This is a genomic window from Rhodococcus sp. RCBS9, assembly GCF_029457415.1.
GTDB lineage: Bacteria > Actinomycetota > Actinomycetes > Mycobacteriales > Mycobacteriaceae > Rhodococcus_F > Rhodococcus_F qingshengii.
Window position 1 is genome coordinate 4,287,702 of the sequence record NZ_CP120422.1, and the last position, 14,862, is coordinate 4,302,563.

Below are 14,862 nucleotides of genomic sequence, written 5' to 3' on the forward strand. Positions count from 1 at the left end.
GCGGTCAGCGAATCACGTACGGCGAAATCGAACTCCGGTGCTCGCTGATGTCGAGGTCTTTACCCAACGGAGGGAAGGCACGCTGCGGACAATTGAGGCGTTCGCAGACACGGCAGCCCGAGCCGATCGGCGTTCCCGGATTCGACTCGTCCAGATCCAGACCGTCGCTGTAGACGAGTCGGTGGGCGTGTCGAATCTCGCATCCCAATCCGATGGCGAAGATCTTTGCGGGCTGTCCGTATCGAGCCGCTCGACGTTCGACCGTGCGAGCAACCCAGAGGTATCGGCGGCCGTCGGGCATCTGTGCGATCTGAGGCATGATCTTGCCCGGATACGAGAACGTCTCGTAGACGTTCCACAGCGGACACGTACCGCCGCTGGTGGAGAAGTGGAATCCGGTGGCGGACTGACGCTTCGACATGTTTCCGGCACGATCGACACGCACGAACATGAACGGAACCCCGCGAAGTTTGGGGCGCTGCAGGGTCGAGAGGCGGTGGCAGATCGTCTCGTAGCTCGCGGAATAGAAGGCGGACATGCGCTCGATGTCGTACCGGAAGTCCTCGGCAACCTCGTGAAACTGGCTGTAGGGCAGCACGGTGGCCGCGGCGAAATAGTTGGCCAAACCAAGCTTCGCCAGGGAGACCGACGCTTCGCTGGTGAAGTTGCCCTCGGCCACCAACGAGTCGAGCAGGTCGCCATGCTCGAGGTATGCGAGTTCTGTCGCGAACTTGAAGACCTGTTGCCCGCCGGAGAGCCTTGCGGAAATTTCCAGGACCCTGGTGTCCGGGTCGTAACGATGAAGTATGTTCTCGCCCAAGTCGACTCGTCGAACGATCTGCACGTCATGGACGGACTCGAGGCGTCTGGCGATCTCGCCGGCGACGTCGCCACGGTGAAAGCGCATCCGGGCCGTGAGTTCTTCGGCTGCGGTGTCGAGATCGTGGATGTAGTTCTGTCGCTGATAGAAGTAGTCGCGCACTTCCTCGTGCGGCATGGTGATCGAACCGCTGCCGCTGCCGTCCGAGAAACGGTCCTCCGTGGCTGCGGCGAGCTGGGCCGTCGTGTTGCGGAAGCGGCGATGCATGTTCACCATCGCCTTGGCCAGGCCCGGGTGGGTGGAGACCATCTCCGCGATTTCGTGGGCGTCGGCGTCGATACCCATCTCTTGATCGAGGGCAACTTCACGCATTTCCGCGATCAGGCGTGTGTCGTCCTGCGGGGAGAAGAAGGTGGTGTCGACACCGAAGACTTCACTGATTCGCAGGAGCACCGGCACGGTGAGTGGCCGGACGTCGTGCTCGATCTGATTGAGATAGCTTGCCGAGATCTCGAGCGTCTTGGCCAGCGAAGCCTGACTCAACCCGCGCTCGGTCCGCAGTTGGCGGAGCCGGACACCGACAAAGGTTTTCGACATTTTCCCAGGATACGAGTGACAGTCCGGCTTCGCAAAGGTGGGTTCGCAGTCTTCGCACGGGGGCTCCGCCCCCGTGAGTGGTTGAGGAGCCTCGGCACTCCCTAACCACTCACGGGGCCGGAGGCCTAGACCCTGTTCTCCGAACGCGGGGCGCCGATTCCGGGATCGATCTGGAACGGCCCGCTCGACGAGGGTGCAAGGGGGAAGTCGAAGATCGCAGTCGGGAGATAGACCGTCGAACACGAGTTGGGGATATCCACGACACCCGACAGGCGGCCCTCGATCGGTGCCGCGCCGAGTAGCAGGTACGCCTGCTCTGGCGCGTACCCGAACTTGGTCAGATACTCGATCGCATGCAGGCACGCACGCTGGTAGGACAGATGTGAATCCAGGTACTTCTGTTCGCCGTCCAACGTGACGGAAGTGCCCGAGAACGCAAGCCACTCGGAATACTGCGGATCCGTGTTGCCCGGCATGAAGATGGCGTTCTCGGAAACACCGTAGGTATCCATTCCGCCCTTGATGATGTCCACACGAAGATCGATGAAGCCGCCCATCTCGATGGCACCGCAGAAAGTGATCTCACCGTCGCCCTGGGAGAAGTGAAGATCGCCGACCGACAGATTCGCACCGTCCACGAACACCGGATAGAAGATTCGGCTGCCCTTGGTGAGGTTCTTGATGTCCTGGTTTCCGCCGTTCTCACGCGGGGGAGCGGTACGAGCCGCCTCGCCGGCCACGCGTGTGTACTCGTCACCGGTCAAGGTTCCCAGTACTGCATCGCGGGGCTCAGGCGGAAGGGCAAGCGGGGGAACCCGATTGGGATCGGTGGCAATGAGGGCGCCCTCGCGGGCATTCCACTTGGCGAGCAAGGCTGCCGACGGAGCCGTGCCCATGAGTCCCGGGTGGACGATGCCCGTGAACGAGACGTGCGGAATGTGACGCGACGTCGCCGTTTGGCCGGAGAAATCCCAGACGGCCTTGTACGCGTCGGGGAACTGTTCGGTGAGGAAGCCACCGCCGTTGTTCCGAGGGAAGATGCCGGTGTACCCCCAGCCTTGTCCGGCCAACGGACCCGAATCTTCTTGGGGGATAGGCCCGATATCCAAGATGTCGACGATCAAGAGGTCGCCGGGCTTCGCGCCTTCGACGGCAAAGGGGCCGGACAGCGTGTGGACCGTGGTCAGTGGTGCATTGAGAATGTCGTCGGCCGAGTCGTCGTTGTGTATTGCGCCGTCGAACCATTCGCGGCAATGGACACGAAACGCATCACCGGGTTTCACCGTCACCGCCGCTGGGATGTCCGGGTGCCACCGATTGTGGCCGACGATTGCCTGGTCGGTGAATTTCTTGGCGGAATCGAGTGGAAACAGCAGTTCAGGCATATGCACTCCTCATTCTCGAAGAAACGGAAAACTCGTGGCGGCAGGACTTTCGTGTCGGATCGGGACTCACGGCGAGGGCGCGCGGTGAGGACGCTCAGGGGCGAGGTAGCTTGCGGTGCAACGGATTGGATGTCGTCGGCGCAGATTGCCGGCCGCGGCCGGGTAGCGACCCACTGACCACGGCAGGCTCGTGAGCCGATCGAGCAGTGCTGTCCAGTAGACCCATCGCGGCCGACGACGCGTGACTCAACCGGGGAGACGAGACCACCCGCTTGGACTCGAGACTGCACTGGGGGCAAGTAATCGACTGGGGCACTTCGGCCATCGCGAACGACCGCTCGAGCGGGCCGCAGCCGGTACAGCGAAACTCGTACAGAGGCATGCGGTCACGCTATCGGAGGATCCGTAAGTGCGACACTGGAACGACACGCACCGGGTTGCCGATGCCGCAATTGCGCCCGTCAGCGCAAGTACACAACCGCGTTGTCTCCGCCGGTACAGGTGACGATGCCGGAGGTCACCTTGCATGCCATCGTGTACTCCTTGCCGGTCACCGGACTACGTGCGGACACGGTGCTGGATGCACCGGTTGCACCGGAGTTCCCGTAGGCGATCCGAACCGCCTCGGCAAACTCACATGAAGTTTTGCCCCCACTTGTCGCGGACTCCTTGTAACTTCCGGCCGGCTGCCCGCCGGGGCAGGCGGACGCACCGGCCGGGAAGTTCGCGGCGCGTGTGGTCGTCGGGGATGTCGTGCTGGGAGCGGTTGTCGTGGTGCCGGGTGTGTTCGCGGCGCTGATGGTGGTGTGGGCGGCGCCACCGGCGGCCGAGTTGGGGACGTCCTTCGGCCAGAGGACCCAGGCAAGCCCGCCGAAGAGAGCCAACACAGTGATGACTCCGATTACGGATACCGGAATCACCCAGCCGGGCCGACGCGGCGGCGGATTTCCACGTGGCGGTGCAGGCGGGAATCCCTGGGGCGGGGGATACGACTGCGGCGCGGCTCGGTAGCCCAACTGCGGCGGCTGTGGACCGGATTGCGACCATGCCTGGTTGTTCGGTGGCCGCTGATAGTTGTCCGGCACCGCTTTATCGCCCGGTCGGGGGCGTCGAACGACAAGTCATGGTTCGACAGCATATGGCCGGCGAATGGGTTGTCTGTGGCTTTCTGACGGGTAGATCCCTGGAATCGCCCGAGCGAAGGCTGTTGCCGAGGAGTGATTGCGGTCACTCGCGGGTAGTGAAGTTGGCTCCGAAGTAGCGGACAGGCCTGTTCCGAGTGGCGTGCGAACTGCCGGAATTCGCAAGCGGCAGAGTTGAGTGCATTTCGTTCACAGCCTGCGGTTTCTTTCCTACTCGCCAGTACGGAACCTGTCCGATTGGGTAGTACCAGCCGCGTAGGAATCTTCACAGACTTAGCAAAGTGTGTTGAAAAGGTAGCGAAGATTGGCATTAGCAACAGGTAGACGGCACTTTTTCGATGTGCCATTCTCGGTAAGTACACAAGAAGGGCCTGGCAAGTATGTGAAGTAGTACGCACGTACTGCTCACAACAGGCCGGACCAGCAGATCAAAGAGATGGAGTCTTGATGTCGACCACCGGCACCCCGAAGACCGCAGCTGAGCTCCAGCAGGATTGGGACACCAACCCTCGCTGGAAGGGCGTTACTCGTAACTACACGGCCGATCAGGTCGTCAAGCTCCAGGGCACCGTCGTCGAGGAGCAGACCCTCGCTCGTCGCGGATCCGAGATCCTGTGGGATCTCGTGAACAACGAGGACTACATCAACTCCCTCGGTGCACTTACCGGCAACATGGCTGTGCAGCAGGTTCGCGCCGGCCTGAAGGCCATCTACCTCTCCGGTTGGCAGGTTGCCGGCGATGCGAACCTCTCGGGCCACACGTACCCGGACCAGAGCCTCTACCCGGCCAACTCGGTTCCGACCGTCGTCCGTCGCATCAACAACGCACTGCTGCGCGCCGACGAGATCGCCAAGACCGAGGGTGACACCTCCGTCAGCAACTGGCTCGCTCCGATCGTTGCCGACGCCGAAGCCGGCTTCGGTGGCGCTCTCAACGCTTACGAGCTGCAGAAGGCCATGATCGGCGCCGGCGCTGCCGGTGTCCACTGGGAGGATCAGCTCGCTTCGGAGAAGAAGTGCGGCCACCTCGGCGGCAAGGTGCTCATCCCCACGCAGCAGCACATCCGCACCCTGACCTCGGCTCGCCTGGCTTCCGACGTCGCGGACGTTCCGTCCGTCATCATCGCCCGCACCGACGCTGAGGCCGCAACCCTCATCACCTCCGACGTGGACGAGCGTGACCGCCCGTTCCTCGACGGAACCCGCACGGCTGAAGGCTTCTACGGCGTCAAGAACGGCATCGAGCCCTGCATCGCTCGCGCCAAGGCTTACGCACCGTACGCAGACCTCATCTGGATGGAGACCGGCGTGCCGGATCTCGAGGTTGCAAAGAAGTTCGCCGAGTCCGTTCGCAGCGAATTCCCGGACCAGCTCCTGGCCTACAACTGCTCCCCTTCCTTCAACTGGAAGGCGCACCTGGACGACGCGACCATCGCGAAGTTCCAGAAGGAGCTCGGCGCAATGGGCTTCAAGTTCCAGTTCATCACGCTGGCCGGCTTCCACTCGCTCAACTACGGCATGTTCGACCTTGCCTACGGCTACGCCCGCGAAGGCATGACGGCCTTCGTCGACCTGCAGGAGCGCGAGTTCAAGGCTGCCGAAGAGCGTGGCTTCACCGCCATCAAGCACCAGCGTGAGGTTGGCGCCGGCTACTTCGACACCATCGCCACCACCGTTGACCCCAACACCTCGACGGCAGCTCTCAAGGGCTCCACCGAAGAGGGACAGTTCCACTAAGAACTGACTTCGGGTGGGGGAGAGGCTCGGCTTCGGGTCTCTCCCCTGCTTGTATCACCGCACCACTTTCTCTCGTCTTCAAGGCAGTTCCGATTGCGTCGGCCACCAGCGTCGACGCAGTTCGAAGTGCTTGTTTTGCAACACCTTCACCAGACAAACTCCACGAGACAAACAAGGAGCTGACGTGACCAGCGAAAAAATTCAGCGCGTCGGCGTTATCGGCGCCGGAATCATGGGTGCCGGAATCGCCGAGGTGTGCGCCCGCGCACATGTCGATGTTCTGGTCTTCGAGCAGACTCGCGAGCTTGCAGCAGCCGGGCGTTCACGCATCCTGCGTTCGCTCGACCGCGGCGTGAGCAGCGGAAAGATCACAGAACGTGAGCGTGAGCAGGCCGCATGGCGTCTGCGTTTCACCTCCGATCTGGGAGATTTCGCGGACCGCCAGCTCGTCGTGGAGGCCGTCGTCGAAGACGAGAAGATCAAGAGCGAAATCTTCGCCGAGCTCGACGCGGTCGTGACGGACCCGGATGCGGTTCTCGCGTCCAACACGTCGTCGATCCCGATCATGAAGCTCGGCATCTCGACCAAGCGTCCCGAGCGAGTCATCGGCATGCACTTCTTCAACCCGGTTCCGGTTCTGCCGCTCGTCGAATTGGTGACGACGCTCAAGACCAGTGCCTCCGTCTCGCAGCGCGCCGAGGCTTTTGCCAGCGACATCCTCGGCAAGCAGGTCGTCCGCAGTGCCGACCGCTCCGGCTTCGTCGTCAACGCACTCCTGGTGCCGTACCTGCTCTCGGCGATCCGCATGGTCGAGTCGGGCTTCGCGACCAAGGAAGACATCGACAAGGCAACGGTTCTCGGCCTCGCGCACCCCATGGGTCCGCTGGCTCTGACGGACCTGGTCGGACTCGACACCGTCAAGTCCATCGCCGACTCCATGTACGAAGAGTTCAAGGAGCCGCTGTACTCCGCTCCGCCGTTGCTCCTGCGTATGGTCGAAGCAGGCTTGACCGGCAAGAAGTCCGGCGCGGGCTTCTACGAGTACGCCGACAACGGTCGCTCCACCAAGCAGGCAAGCTAAGGCCCAACGCCCCTGTGCGCCTTTCTGGTAGTTCCGGCTACCACAAAGGCGCACAGGGCGCTCGCGCCCCTCGGTTAGAAAGGTCGACCGCATGTCCAGCAGCACTGCAGCATTCGGCTCCAGCGTCCTGGGGTATCCGCGCATCGGGCCGCGCCGTGAGCTCAAGCGCGCCCTCGAGTCCTACTGGCACGGCACTTCGGACAAGGACGCACTTCTCGCGGTCGCCAAGGAACTCCAGGAATCGACCTGGAGCGAATTGGCTGCGACGGGATTGAGCCAGGTTCCCGGCAACACCTTCTCCTTCTACGATCACGTGCTCGACAATGCGCTGCTCTTCGGCGCAGTGCCGGAGCGGTTCAAGCCGCTCGAGGGCGCCCTCGAGCCGCTCGATTTCTACTTCACGATGGCCCGCGGCCGCCCGGACTTCCCGCCTCTCGAGCTGGTGCGCTTCTTCGGTACGAACTACTACTACCGTCAGCCCGAGATCGACGCGAACACGGTGTTCTCGCTCAACTCGGATGCACTTCTCGACGAGTTCGAACGTGCGAAGGCGCGCGGCATCGAATTGCGCCCCGTCATCATGGGGCCCGTCTCGCTGCTTCTGCTTTCGAAGGTCGGACCTGCCACCGAGAAGTCCGATCCGAACTTCACCCCGCTCGACCTGTTGGACGCGCTCCTGCCCGAGTACGAGAAGCTCTTCGAGCAGCTCGCCAAGGCCGGTGCGACCTGTGTTCAGTTGGACGAGCCTTCGGTCACCGAGGACCGCACCCCCGAGGAGCTAGCCGCTCTGGGACGTGCGTACGAGAAGCTTTCGACGGCCCCGCTGCGCCCGCGCCTGTTGGTGACGGGTCCGTACGGCAAGTTCGGCGAAGCCCTCAACATCTTGGCGCCCACCAAGATCGAAGCCTTCGGTCTGGACCTGGTGCACGGCAAGATCACGGCCGAGGAACTGGCCGCGGTGCCGAACATCAAGCGCAAGCGCATCTACGCGGGCGTCGTCGACGGTCGCAACGTCTGGCGCGTCGACCGGTTCAACACCTTGACGTACCTGAACGAACTCAAAGACGTTGTGCCTGACCTCGTCGTCTCCACGTCGTCGTCGCTGCTGCACGTGCCGTACGACGTGCTCTCCGAGTACGACATTCCGGGAGACGTCGCAGACCGTCTGGCTTTTGCGAAGCAGAAGGTCGGCGAAGTCGTCTCACTGGCGAAGGCGCTCGCCGAAGGTCCTTCGGACAAGTGGCGTAAGCGTCCGACGAAGGTGCACTTCAAGCTCAAGCACGCTGTCCGTGCTCGGGTGAACGCGATCAAGCCCGAAGATCGTGTGCGTGCACCGTACGAGGAGCGTCGTAAGGCTCAGCAGGAACGGTTGAATCTGCCCTTGGTGCCGGCCCAGACACTGGGTTCGTTCCCGCAGACCGACGCGATTCGCCAGGCTCGTTACGAACTCGGCCAGGGGCGTTTGGAGTGGGACGACTACTACAAGCGCATCCAGGAAGAGATCGAGCGCACAATCCGTCTGCAAGAGGACATCGGTCTCGATGTTTTCGTGCACGGCGAGCACGAGCGCAACGACATGGTCCAGTACTTCGCCGAACTGCTCGAGGGCTATGCCTTCACGCACAACGGTTGGGTTCAGGCCTACGGATCTCGTTGCACGCGTCCGCCGATTCTCTACGGCGACATCGCACGTCCGAAGCCGATGACGGTCGAGTGGATTGCGTACGCGCAGTCGCTGACCGACAAGCCGGTCAAGGGAATGCTGACGGGTCCGGTCACCATGATCGCCCGTTCGTTCGTTCGCCAGGATCAGCCGCTCTACGAAACGGCAGAGCAACTGGCACTTGTCATTCGAGACGAAATCGCGGATCTCGAAGCTGCCGGAATCGCCATCATCCAGGTGGACGAACCGGCAATTCGTGAACTGCTGCCACTGCGTGAGGACGGCCGGGAGGCCTACCTGGAGTGGGCCGTCGACGCGTTCCGTCTGGCAACAGGTGGAGCGAAGCCGGAAACACAGATCCACACACATCTGACGTACTCCGCTCGGTCGTCGGTGGTCGACGCCATCGAACGGTTGGACGCCGATGTGACGGCTATCGTCGCGACCCGCTCCATCACGTGGGTTCTCGAAGCACTCAAGGAAGGCGCGCTCACGCACGGCGTCGGCCCCGGTGTCTACGAATCTCGCTCGGCTCGGATTCCCGACATCGACGAACTCGACGAATTGCTCACCGAGGCAAGCGAATCGATCTCTCTCGATCGCTTGTGGGCAAACCCGGACGGCGGCCTCAAGACCCGCCATCCGTGGCAACTCGAGCCTTCGCTGCGCAATATGGTTGCGGCCGCGAGGCGCCTGCGTCGTCGGGCCGAGCAAGCCGAGCGCGACGCCGGGTAAGTCACGTAAAGAACAAGTCATGGAGGGGCCTGCGAGTTGCAGGTCCCTCCATGCACGGGTAGGCATGTGTGCATGGTTACTGCTGCTGCTTATGCCGCGACGTCCGCTGACGGTCCCCTCGAGAAGACCACTGTCGAACGCCGCGAGCTCGGTCCACTGGACATTCTCATCGACATCAAATTTGCCGGCATCTGCCATTCCGACATCCACACCGCTCGCAACGAGTGGGGCGGAGCGAAGTACCCGATCGTCCCCGGACACGAAATCGCCGGCGTCGTCGCCGCCGTGGGGTCCGATGTCACCAAGCACAAGGTCGGCGACCGAGTGGGCGTCGGCTGCTTCGTCGACTCGTGCGGGGAGTGCGACGCCTGCACCGCCGGTGAAGAGCAGTACTGCCGCAAGGGTGTGACGGGTACGTACAACGCCACCGGCCGCGACGGCGAGCGCACTCAGGGTGGCTACTCGACGCACATCGTCGTCACCGAGCACTTCGTGCTCTCGATCCCGGAGGGCATCGAACTCGACGTTGCAGCGCCGCTCCTGTGCGCGGGCATCACCTTGTACTCACCGCTGCGGCACTGGAATGCCGGCCCCGGCAAGAAGGTCGCCATCATCGGGTTCGGCGGCCTCGGTCACGTCGGTGTGAAGATCGCCAAGGCGCTCGGCGCGGAAGTCACCGTCCTGAGCCAGACGCTCGGCAAGAAGGAAGACGGCCTTCGTCTCGGTGCCGATCACTACTACGCGACCAACGACCGTGAGACGTTCAAGGCTCTTCGTGGCGAGTTCGACCTGATCCTCAACACGGTCTCGGTCAACCTCGACATCGACGCCTACATGTCCTTGCTCGCCATCAACGGCACTCTCGTCGAACTCGGCCTGCCCGAGAAGCCGATCGAAGTTCGAGCATTCTCGCTCGCCGCAAACCGTCGTAGCCTCGCCGGCTCCATGGTCGGCGGTATCCCGCAGACACAGGAGATGCTCGACTTCTGCGCCGAGCACGGCATCGGCGCAGAAATCGAACTGATCCCGGCGAGCGACATCAACGACGCTTACGAGCGCGTGATCAAGAGCGACGTCCGATACCGATTCGTGATCGACACCGCAACAATCTGACCCGCTCGGTCCTGCTCAGTCGAATTGTTCGCGGAGCTCAGTCGAGTTGCTCGCGAAGATTACTCAATGTCTTCGCGAGCAACCTCGACACGTGCATCTGGGACACACCGACTTTCTCGGCGATCTGTGTCTGCGTCAGATTTCCGAAGAATCTGAGCATCAACACCGTCCGCTCTCGCTCGGGCAGCTTGTCGAGAAGCGGACGCAACGCCTCGTGATTCTCGACGTTCTCGAGAGCTGCGTCGTAGTCACCGAGTGTCTCCACGAGCGGGAGATCGTCGGTGTGATTGGACGCGGCACCGTCGACCGAGACCGTCTGATACGCGTTGCCGGCGATCAAGGCCTGGGCAACTTCTTCGCGTTCGATCCCCAACGTCTCGGCCAACTCGTCGACGGTCGGCGCGTGCCCGAGCTGTTGTGACAGCTCGCTGATGGCCTGCCCGAGTTGGAAGTGCAACTCCTTCATCCGGCGGGGAACCCGCAATGCCCAACCGGTGTCGCGGAAGTGTCGTCGAACCTCGCCCATCACGGTGGGAACTGCGAACGAGACGAAATCGGATCCGCGCGTGGAATCGAAACGGTCGACGGCGTTGACCAGACCGAGACGCGCCACCTGAACCAGATCGTCGTGTGCCTCGCCACGACCGTCGAATCGTCTGGCGATGTGCTCGGCCAACGGTAGGCATCTGGTGATGAGTGCAGTGCGCACTCGTTCGTACTCCGGGCTGTGGGGCTCGAGGGTCCGCAGTTCCTCGAAAACTGGTATTACGTCCCGATATTCGTCGGTGGACCGCCGACGCGGGCGTGACGGGCCGTCTGCGGAAGCGGTCACAGGCGCCCGCTGAGGGCCTTGGTGAACTTCATGGTGGTGATGTAGCCGACGCCGCCGAGGTTCTCTTCCTGGTCGAGCGAAATCGAATCGGTGAGTTCGGTGAGGATGTGCCACCCGAACGAACGCTGACTGCTGTCCTCGTACTCCGTGGTCGTCGTGGACACGGACACGTGCAATTGCGGGGGCGTGAAGACGAACCGACACACCAGAACCGAATCAGGCGCAGCGCGAACGATCAGATGCGTACAGATTTCGTCCATGGCCAGTTTGATGTCGGCGATGGCGTCGAGGTCGAAGTTTTCCTGAATGGCAACGGTGGCGGCCAGTGCACGCAAAATCGACAGCTGATCGAGAGTCGCTTGAATCCTCAACTCCACAACTGGCTGAGTCTGATCCTGATCGGGCTCGAGTGCGCTGAGGTGTGCCATAAGTTCTCCGGATCGTCGTACCAGGGGTCGCGGTGAAGTCTGGTGCCGAGAACGATACCCATCCCGACCTTCACAGTGACCCCCGAACACGAAATTTGGTCGATGGTGGTGCCGGGGTAAACGACACGATTCTGCTCACGACCGTTGGCGATCGCAACATCGGATTACCTCGCGGAACCGCAGACCAAACCACATTTTTGTTCGGAACACCGAAACGAATGGTCGCAACGCACTTGTGACGTCCGTCATGCTGGCGTACTGTTTCAAACCGAGGTTGAGCACACAGCCGATGAGGGATTTATCCGTATTTCTGGAGACCCGTTCATCGTGCGTCTCCTTCGGAGGTCCCTTCTCTTTTGCAGAGTGTAAACCGTTGCGGGATGGGAGAACCATGACTGTTGTTCCAGGATCATCTATTTCAGGCTTTACGAACGCGGCGAAGGGATCGGTAGACTACGGACCTCCCGCGACCGGGACAGCGACCGCATCGTTTCACGCGCACCGCATCAGTGCACACACCGCTGTGATCAAAGTTCGTGGTGAGATCGATCTGATGAGCGCCAATGCTTTTCGTGACTTCTTGACGTACCACGTGGCCGCGGACCGGACGCTGGTCGTCGATCTATCCGAACTCGAATTCATGGGGACGTGCGGCTTGTCCGTACTGTCGGTCCTGTCGACGCGATCACGCGACGTGGGCGGCACACTCGCGCTCGTCTGCGCCCGCCCGGTGCAAAGGTTGCTCAAAGCAGCTGGTCAGGAGTCGATGTTTGCCTGCTACGAGTCGCTCGATCATGCAATCGGACTCGAAGAGACCCGACGTTTCCCCGCTTGATCACGCAGTTTCAGTCCAAGCTTCGTGAATTCAGTTTCGTAGAGCCCGTCAGCGTCAGTGCACTTCACTTCGGTGAGTGCCCTTGTGTTGGCGGGCTCTCGGCGGTGCTGTGACGCAGCGGCCGTAGGTGCGGACCACTTCGGTGGCGACGTGATCCCACGAATACGATTCGCACGCTCGGGCCCGGCTCTGCCGTGCAAACGCCGCGCCTTCGTCCTCGTCGTCGAGAAGATGGCGGACTGCGCGAGCGGTTTCCACCGGGTTGTTGACCGGGACCCGACGCCCGGTGAGTCCGTCGATCACCGTATCCCGCAGTCCGCCAACAGGAGTCGCGACTACGGGAACTCCGCACGCCATTGCTTCCAGTGCCGCGATTCCGAACGGTTCGTATCGAGGGGTGCACACGAGGGCGTCGGCCGATCGCATCAGTTTCGGTAGTTGGCGGTGCGGAACCCGTCCCAACAATTGGACGCGATCTGCGACGCCGAGGCGCTCGGCGAGCTTGACCAAGCGGATCGCCACTTCGTCGGTGCTCAGTTGCGCGACGGGTGGCCCGCCGATCACCACCAACTCCGTATCCGGCAGCGAAGCCAGCGCGGCGACGGCAACATCGAAGCCCTTCTGCTCCACCAGTCTTCCGACGCAGATCAATCGATGCGGTGCGGTTTTCTTCGCGGCGGGTCCCTCCGGGGTGAATGCTTCGGTGTCCACGCCCGAGGGCACCATCGTGGTCCGTGATCGTGGTGATCCCTGCCGGACCAGATCGAAGATTTCGTCCGAACTGGTCGCGATGACATGGGTTGCGCCCCTGGCGATCAACGGTTCCAGGTGAGTCCGCTCCGAGGGGCTGTCGTCGGCTGCTCCGAGGTGGCGGTGCGCCGCAGATCCCAGGGAATGGAATGTCTGAAGTACGGGGATGCCGAGCGATCGGGTCGCGAGTTCCGTTGCCACACCGGACATCCAGAAGTGCGAGTGCACCACATCGGGTCGGTCGGTACTCCACTGAGCGCGCAGAATGCTGGCAAAGGTTCCCAGGTGAGGGAGGATGTCGGCATCCGGAAGAGCCTGCGTCGGGCCGGCCTCGAGATAGTCGACGGAGTACCCGGCGCGGGCGCGAACGCGGTCCGGCCCACCGACGTGGGCACGCCTGGTGAAGACGGTGACGTCGTGTCCGGCACGAACCAAGGCGGCAGACAGTTCGTCGACGTGCAGGTTCTGTGCACCGGCTGCCGAGCAGCCCACCGGTGCGAGTGGATCGGCGTTCACCGACACCATGGAGATCTTCAGCATTCGTCCGGGAGCCATAGCGGGCGAGTACTTCATCGGGTCCCCTCTCCACTTGATCGGTTCGTCTGGGGATACCCGGAGTCCGTGATCTGAACCGGGTTTCGACGCGGTCAGCGCTGGGCACATTCCAAACACGATGGCGAGGAGTGAGGTTCGATGACAGAACAAATGCTGGTCGACGCAACCGTCGGACTCGGGTTCGAGCGGTACGTACAACGGGTGGCGGTCGGTGTGGGGGCCGGCATCGAGCAGTGGTGTTGCAGGCGCGAGCACCCTCTGGAGGCTTACATCGCATTGGACCGAACTGTGCCGCGTTTCCCCGGGCGCGAGGTGGCTTTGCTGTGGGAGGAGACGTGCGGTTGGGCCCTGGCCGTGGAGACCAGATCAGGGGAGGACCTCATCGTTCTCGGATATCTGGGCGAACACGCAGTGCCGACCCCGGACGCCGTCGCCGATTTTGCCGCGACACTGGGCACGCGCAGCCCACACTGGGTCATGAACAGACCATTGGCGGATTCGGACGAGACCGCGCGAGAACTGCGGAGCTACTCCGGAAGTGCTTACGCCTGAACAGTATCGAGGTCCGATCGGCTCAGTTGACTACATCCAGGATGGGATCGAGAACCGGAGTCGCTGCAGCCTCCACGGCCGGATCGTCCATGAGCTTGAAAACGATGTGACCACCGAGCGCGCCACCGACACCGACCGCGGTGAGCCCCAGCACCGACAGCACTCGCGCCAGCGCGAGTGAGTCCTTTCCGCGTAGCCTGTACGACGCCGCAAAAGACCAGATCCCCACTGCATTCGACGCCGCGTGCACCAGCCCCACTCGGCGTGCGACGTCGCCACGTTCGGACCAGTCCAGCCATCCCGTCAGCAGAACCGGCGGAGTCGAAACCAATCCGAGCCCGATCAGCCGTCGTGCAGTCTGCGGATCGCCTAGAACATCGAAGACCAACGAAGCCGTCCACGCGCCCGCGGGAATGGTCACGAGGGCAGGATGGATGGGATGCCCGACGGCGGCGCCGCGCAGAAGTGCGGCGACAGTGCGCGATCGGTCGGATCGCTCCGTGATCTCGAGGATTCTGCGCCTGAGGCCAGTGGACGGACCGTCCAGTCCGCGAGCGGATTCGATTCCGCGATAAAGAGTTCCGATGTCCATGTAATTCGGCTACCCGGCGTAGACGTCGGGAAACCTCGCGACGGC

General features: G+C 62.5%; 14 protein-coding genes. 6 read left to right on the forward strand and 8 right to left on the reverse strand.

Annotated elements, in window-relative coordinates:
* Positions 1-4 precede the first annotated feature (4 nt).
* The 4 genes from ramB to P0M12_RS20205 all read right to left on the reverse strand — a co-directional run bounded on the left by ramB (position 5) and on the right by P0M12_RS20205 (position 3,887).
* Positions 5-1,417: an acetate metabolism transcriptional regulator RamB gene (gene ramB / locus P0M12_RS20190; RefSeq protein ID WP_003941547.1), complete on the reverse strand. Its 1,413-nt coding sequence runs from the start codon at positions 1,415-1,417 to the stop codon at positions 5-7.
* A 125-nt stretch (positions 1,418-1,542) separates the two neighbouring features.
* A complete protein-coding gene (gene fmdA / locus P0M12_RS20195) occupies positions 1,543-2,802 on the reverse strand; it encodes a formamidase (RefSeq protein ID WP_042923284.1) in 1,260 nt (419 codons plus the stop codon).
* Positions 2,803-2,896: 94 nt separating this feature from the next.
* The gene (locus P0M12_RS20200; RefSeq protein WP_037129638.1) at positions 2,897-3,184 is read right to left on the reverse strand and encodes an FmdB family zinc ribbon protein; all 288 of its coding nucleotides are present in this window, start codon (positions 3,182-3,184) and stop codon (positions 2,897-2,899) included.
* A gap of 79 nt (positions 3,185-3,263) precedes the next feature.
* Positions 3,264-3,887 (reverse strand): serine/threonine protein kinase, encoded by a 624-nt coding sequence (locus P0M12_RS20205; protein WP_223304378.1) that lies wholly within the window; start codon positions 3,885-3,887, stop codon positions 3,264-3,266.
* 504 nt (positions 3,888-4,391) lie between these two features.
* On the opposite strand from P0M12_RS20205, the gene aceA reads away from it, so the two are divergent.
* The 4 genes from aceA to P0M12_RS20225 all read left to right on the forward strand — a co-directional run bounded on the left by aceA (position 4,392) and on the right by P0M12_RS20225 (position 10,273).
* Complete coding sequence (aceA, locus tag P0M12_RS20210; RefSeq protein WP_003941533.1) at positions 4,392-5,681, forward strand: isocitrate lyase; 1,290 nt, start codon at positions 4,392-4,394, stop codon at positions 5,679-5,681.
* 184 nt (positions 5,682-5,865) lie between these two features.
* The gene (locus P0M12_RS20215; RefSeq protein WP_003941541.1) at positions 5,866-6,762 is read left to right on the forward strand and encodes a 3-hydroxybutyryl-CoA dehydrogenase; all 897 of its coding nucleotides are present in this window, start codon (positions 5,866-5,868) and stop codon (positions 6,760-6,762) included.
* Positions 6,763-6,853: 91 nt separating this feature from the next.
* Positions 6,854-9,160, forward strand: coding sequence for a 5-methyltetrahydropteroyltriglutamate--homocysteine S-methyltransferase (gene metE / locus P0M12_RS20220; RefSeq protein WP_064443305.1), 2,307 nt, complete (start codon positions 6,854-6,856; stop codon positions 9,158-9,160).
* A 72-nt stretch (positions 9,161-9,232) separates the two neighbouring features.
* Entirely contained in the window at positions 9,233-10,273 is a 1,041-nt protein-coding gene (locus tag P0M12_RS20225; RefSeq protein WP_042452947.1) for an NAD(P)-dependent alcohol dehydrogenase, read from the forward strand.
* Between the two features lie 37 nt (positions 10,274-10,310).
* Here the strand turns inward: P0M12_RS20225 and P0M12_RS20230 are convergent, their stop codons facing one another.
* On the reverse strand, positions 10,311-11,105 hold the full coding sequence (locus P0M12_RS20230) for an RNA polymerase sigma factor SigF (RefSeq protein ID WP_003941515.1): 795 nt from the start codon (positions 11,103-11,105) through the stop codon (positions 10,311-10,313).
* Positions 11,102-11,533 (reverse strand): ATP-binding protein, encoded by a 432-nt coding sequence (locus P0M12_RS20235; protein WP_003941553.1) that lies wholly within the window; start codon positions 11,531-11,533, stop codon positions 11,102-11,104. Before P0M12_RS20235 ends, P0M12_RS20230 begins: the two co-directional genes overlap by 4 nt.
* A gap of 391 nt (positions 11,534-11,924) precedes the next feature.
* Here P0M12_RS20235 and P0M12_RS20240 point away from each other — a divergent pair, with 391 nt between their 5' ends.
* A complete protein-coding gene (locus tag P0M12_RS20240) occupies positions 11,925-12,368 on the forward strand; it encodes an STAS domain-containing protein (protein ID WP_007735372.1) in 444 nt (147 codons plus the stop codon).
* Positions 12,369-12,422: 54 nt separating this feature from the next.
* Here P0M12_RS20240 and P0M12_RS20245 read toward each other — a convergent pair whose 3' ends face one another.
* Complete coding sequence (locus P0M12_RS20245) at positions 12,423-13,691, reverse strand: glycosyltransferase (RefSeq protein ID WP_003941555.1); 1,269 nt, start codon at positions 13,689-13,691, stop codon at positions 12,423-12,425.
* Between the two features lie 120 nt (positions 13,692-13,811).
* Between P0M12_RS20245 and P0M12_RS20250 the strand changes: the two genes are divergently transcribed.
* Positions 13,812-14,225, forward strand: a complete 414-nt coding sequence (locus P0M12_RS20250; protein ID WP_003941464.1) for a DUF6292 family protein — start codon at positions 13,812-13,814, stop codon at positions 14,223-14,225.
* A gap of 22 nt (positions 14,226-14,247) precedes the next feature.
* On the opposite strand, the gene P0M12_RS20255 is transcribed toward P0M12_RS20250, so the two are convergent.
* Complete coding sequence (locus tag P0M12_RS20255) at positions 14,248-14,817, reverse strand: DUF2231 domain-containing protein (protein ID WP_042923281.1); 570 nt, start codon at positions 14,815-14,817, stop codon at positions 14,248-14,250.
* Between the last annotated feature and the right edge of the window lie 45 nt (positions 14,818-14,862).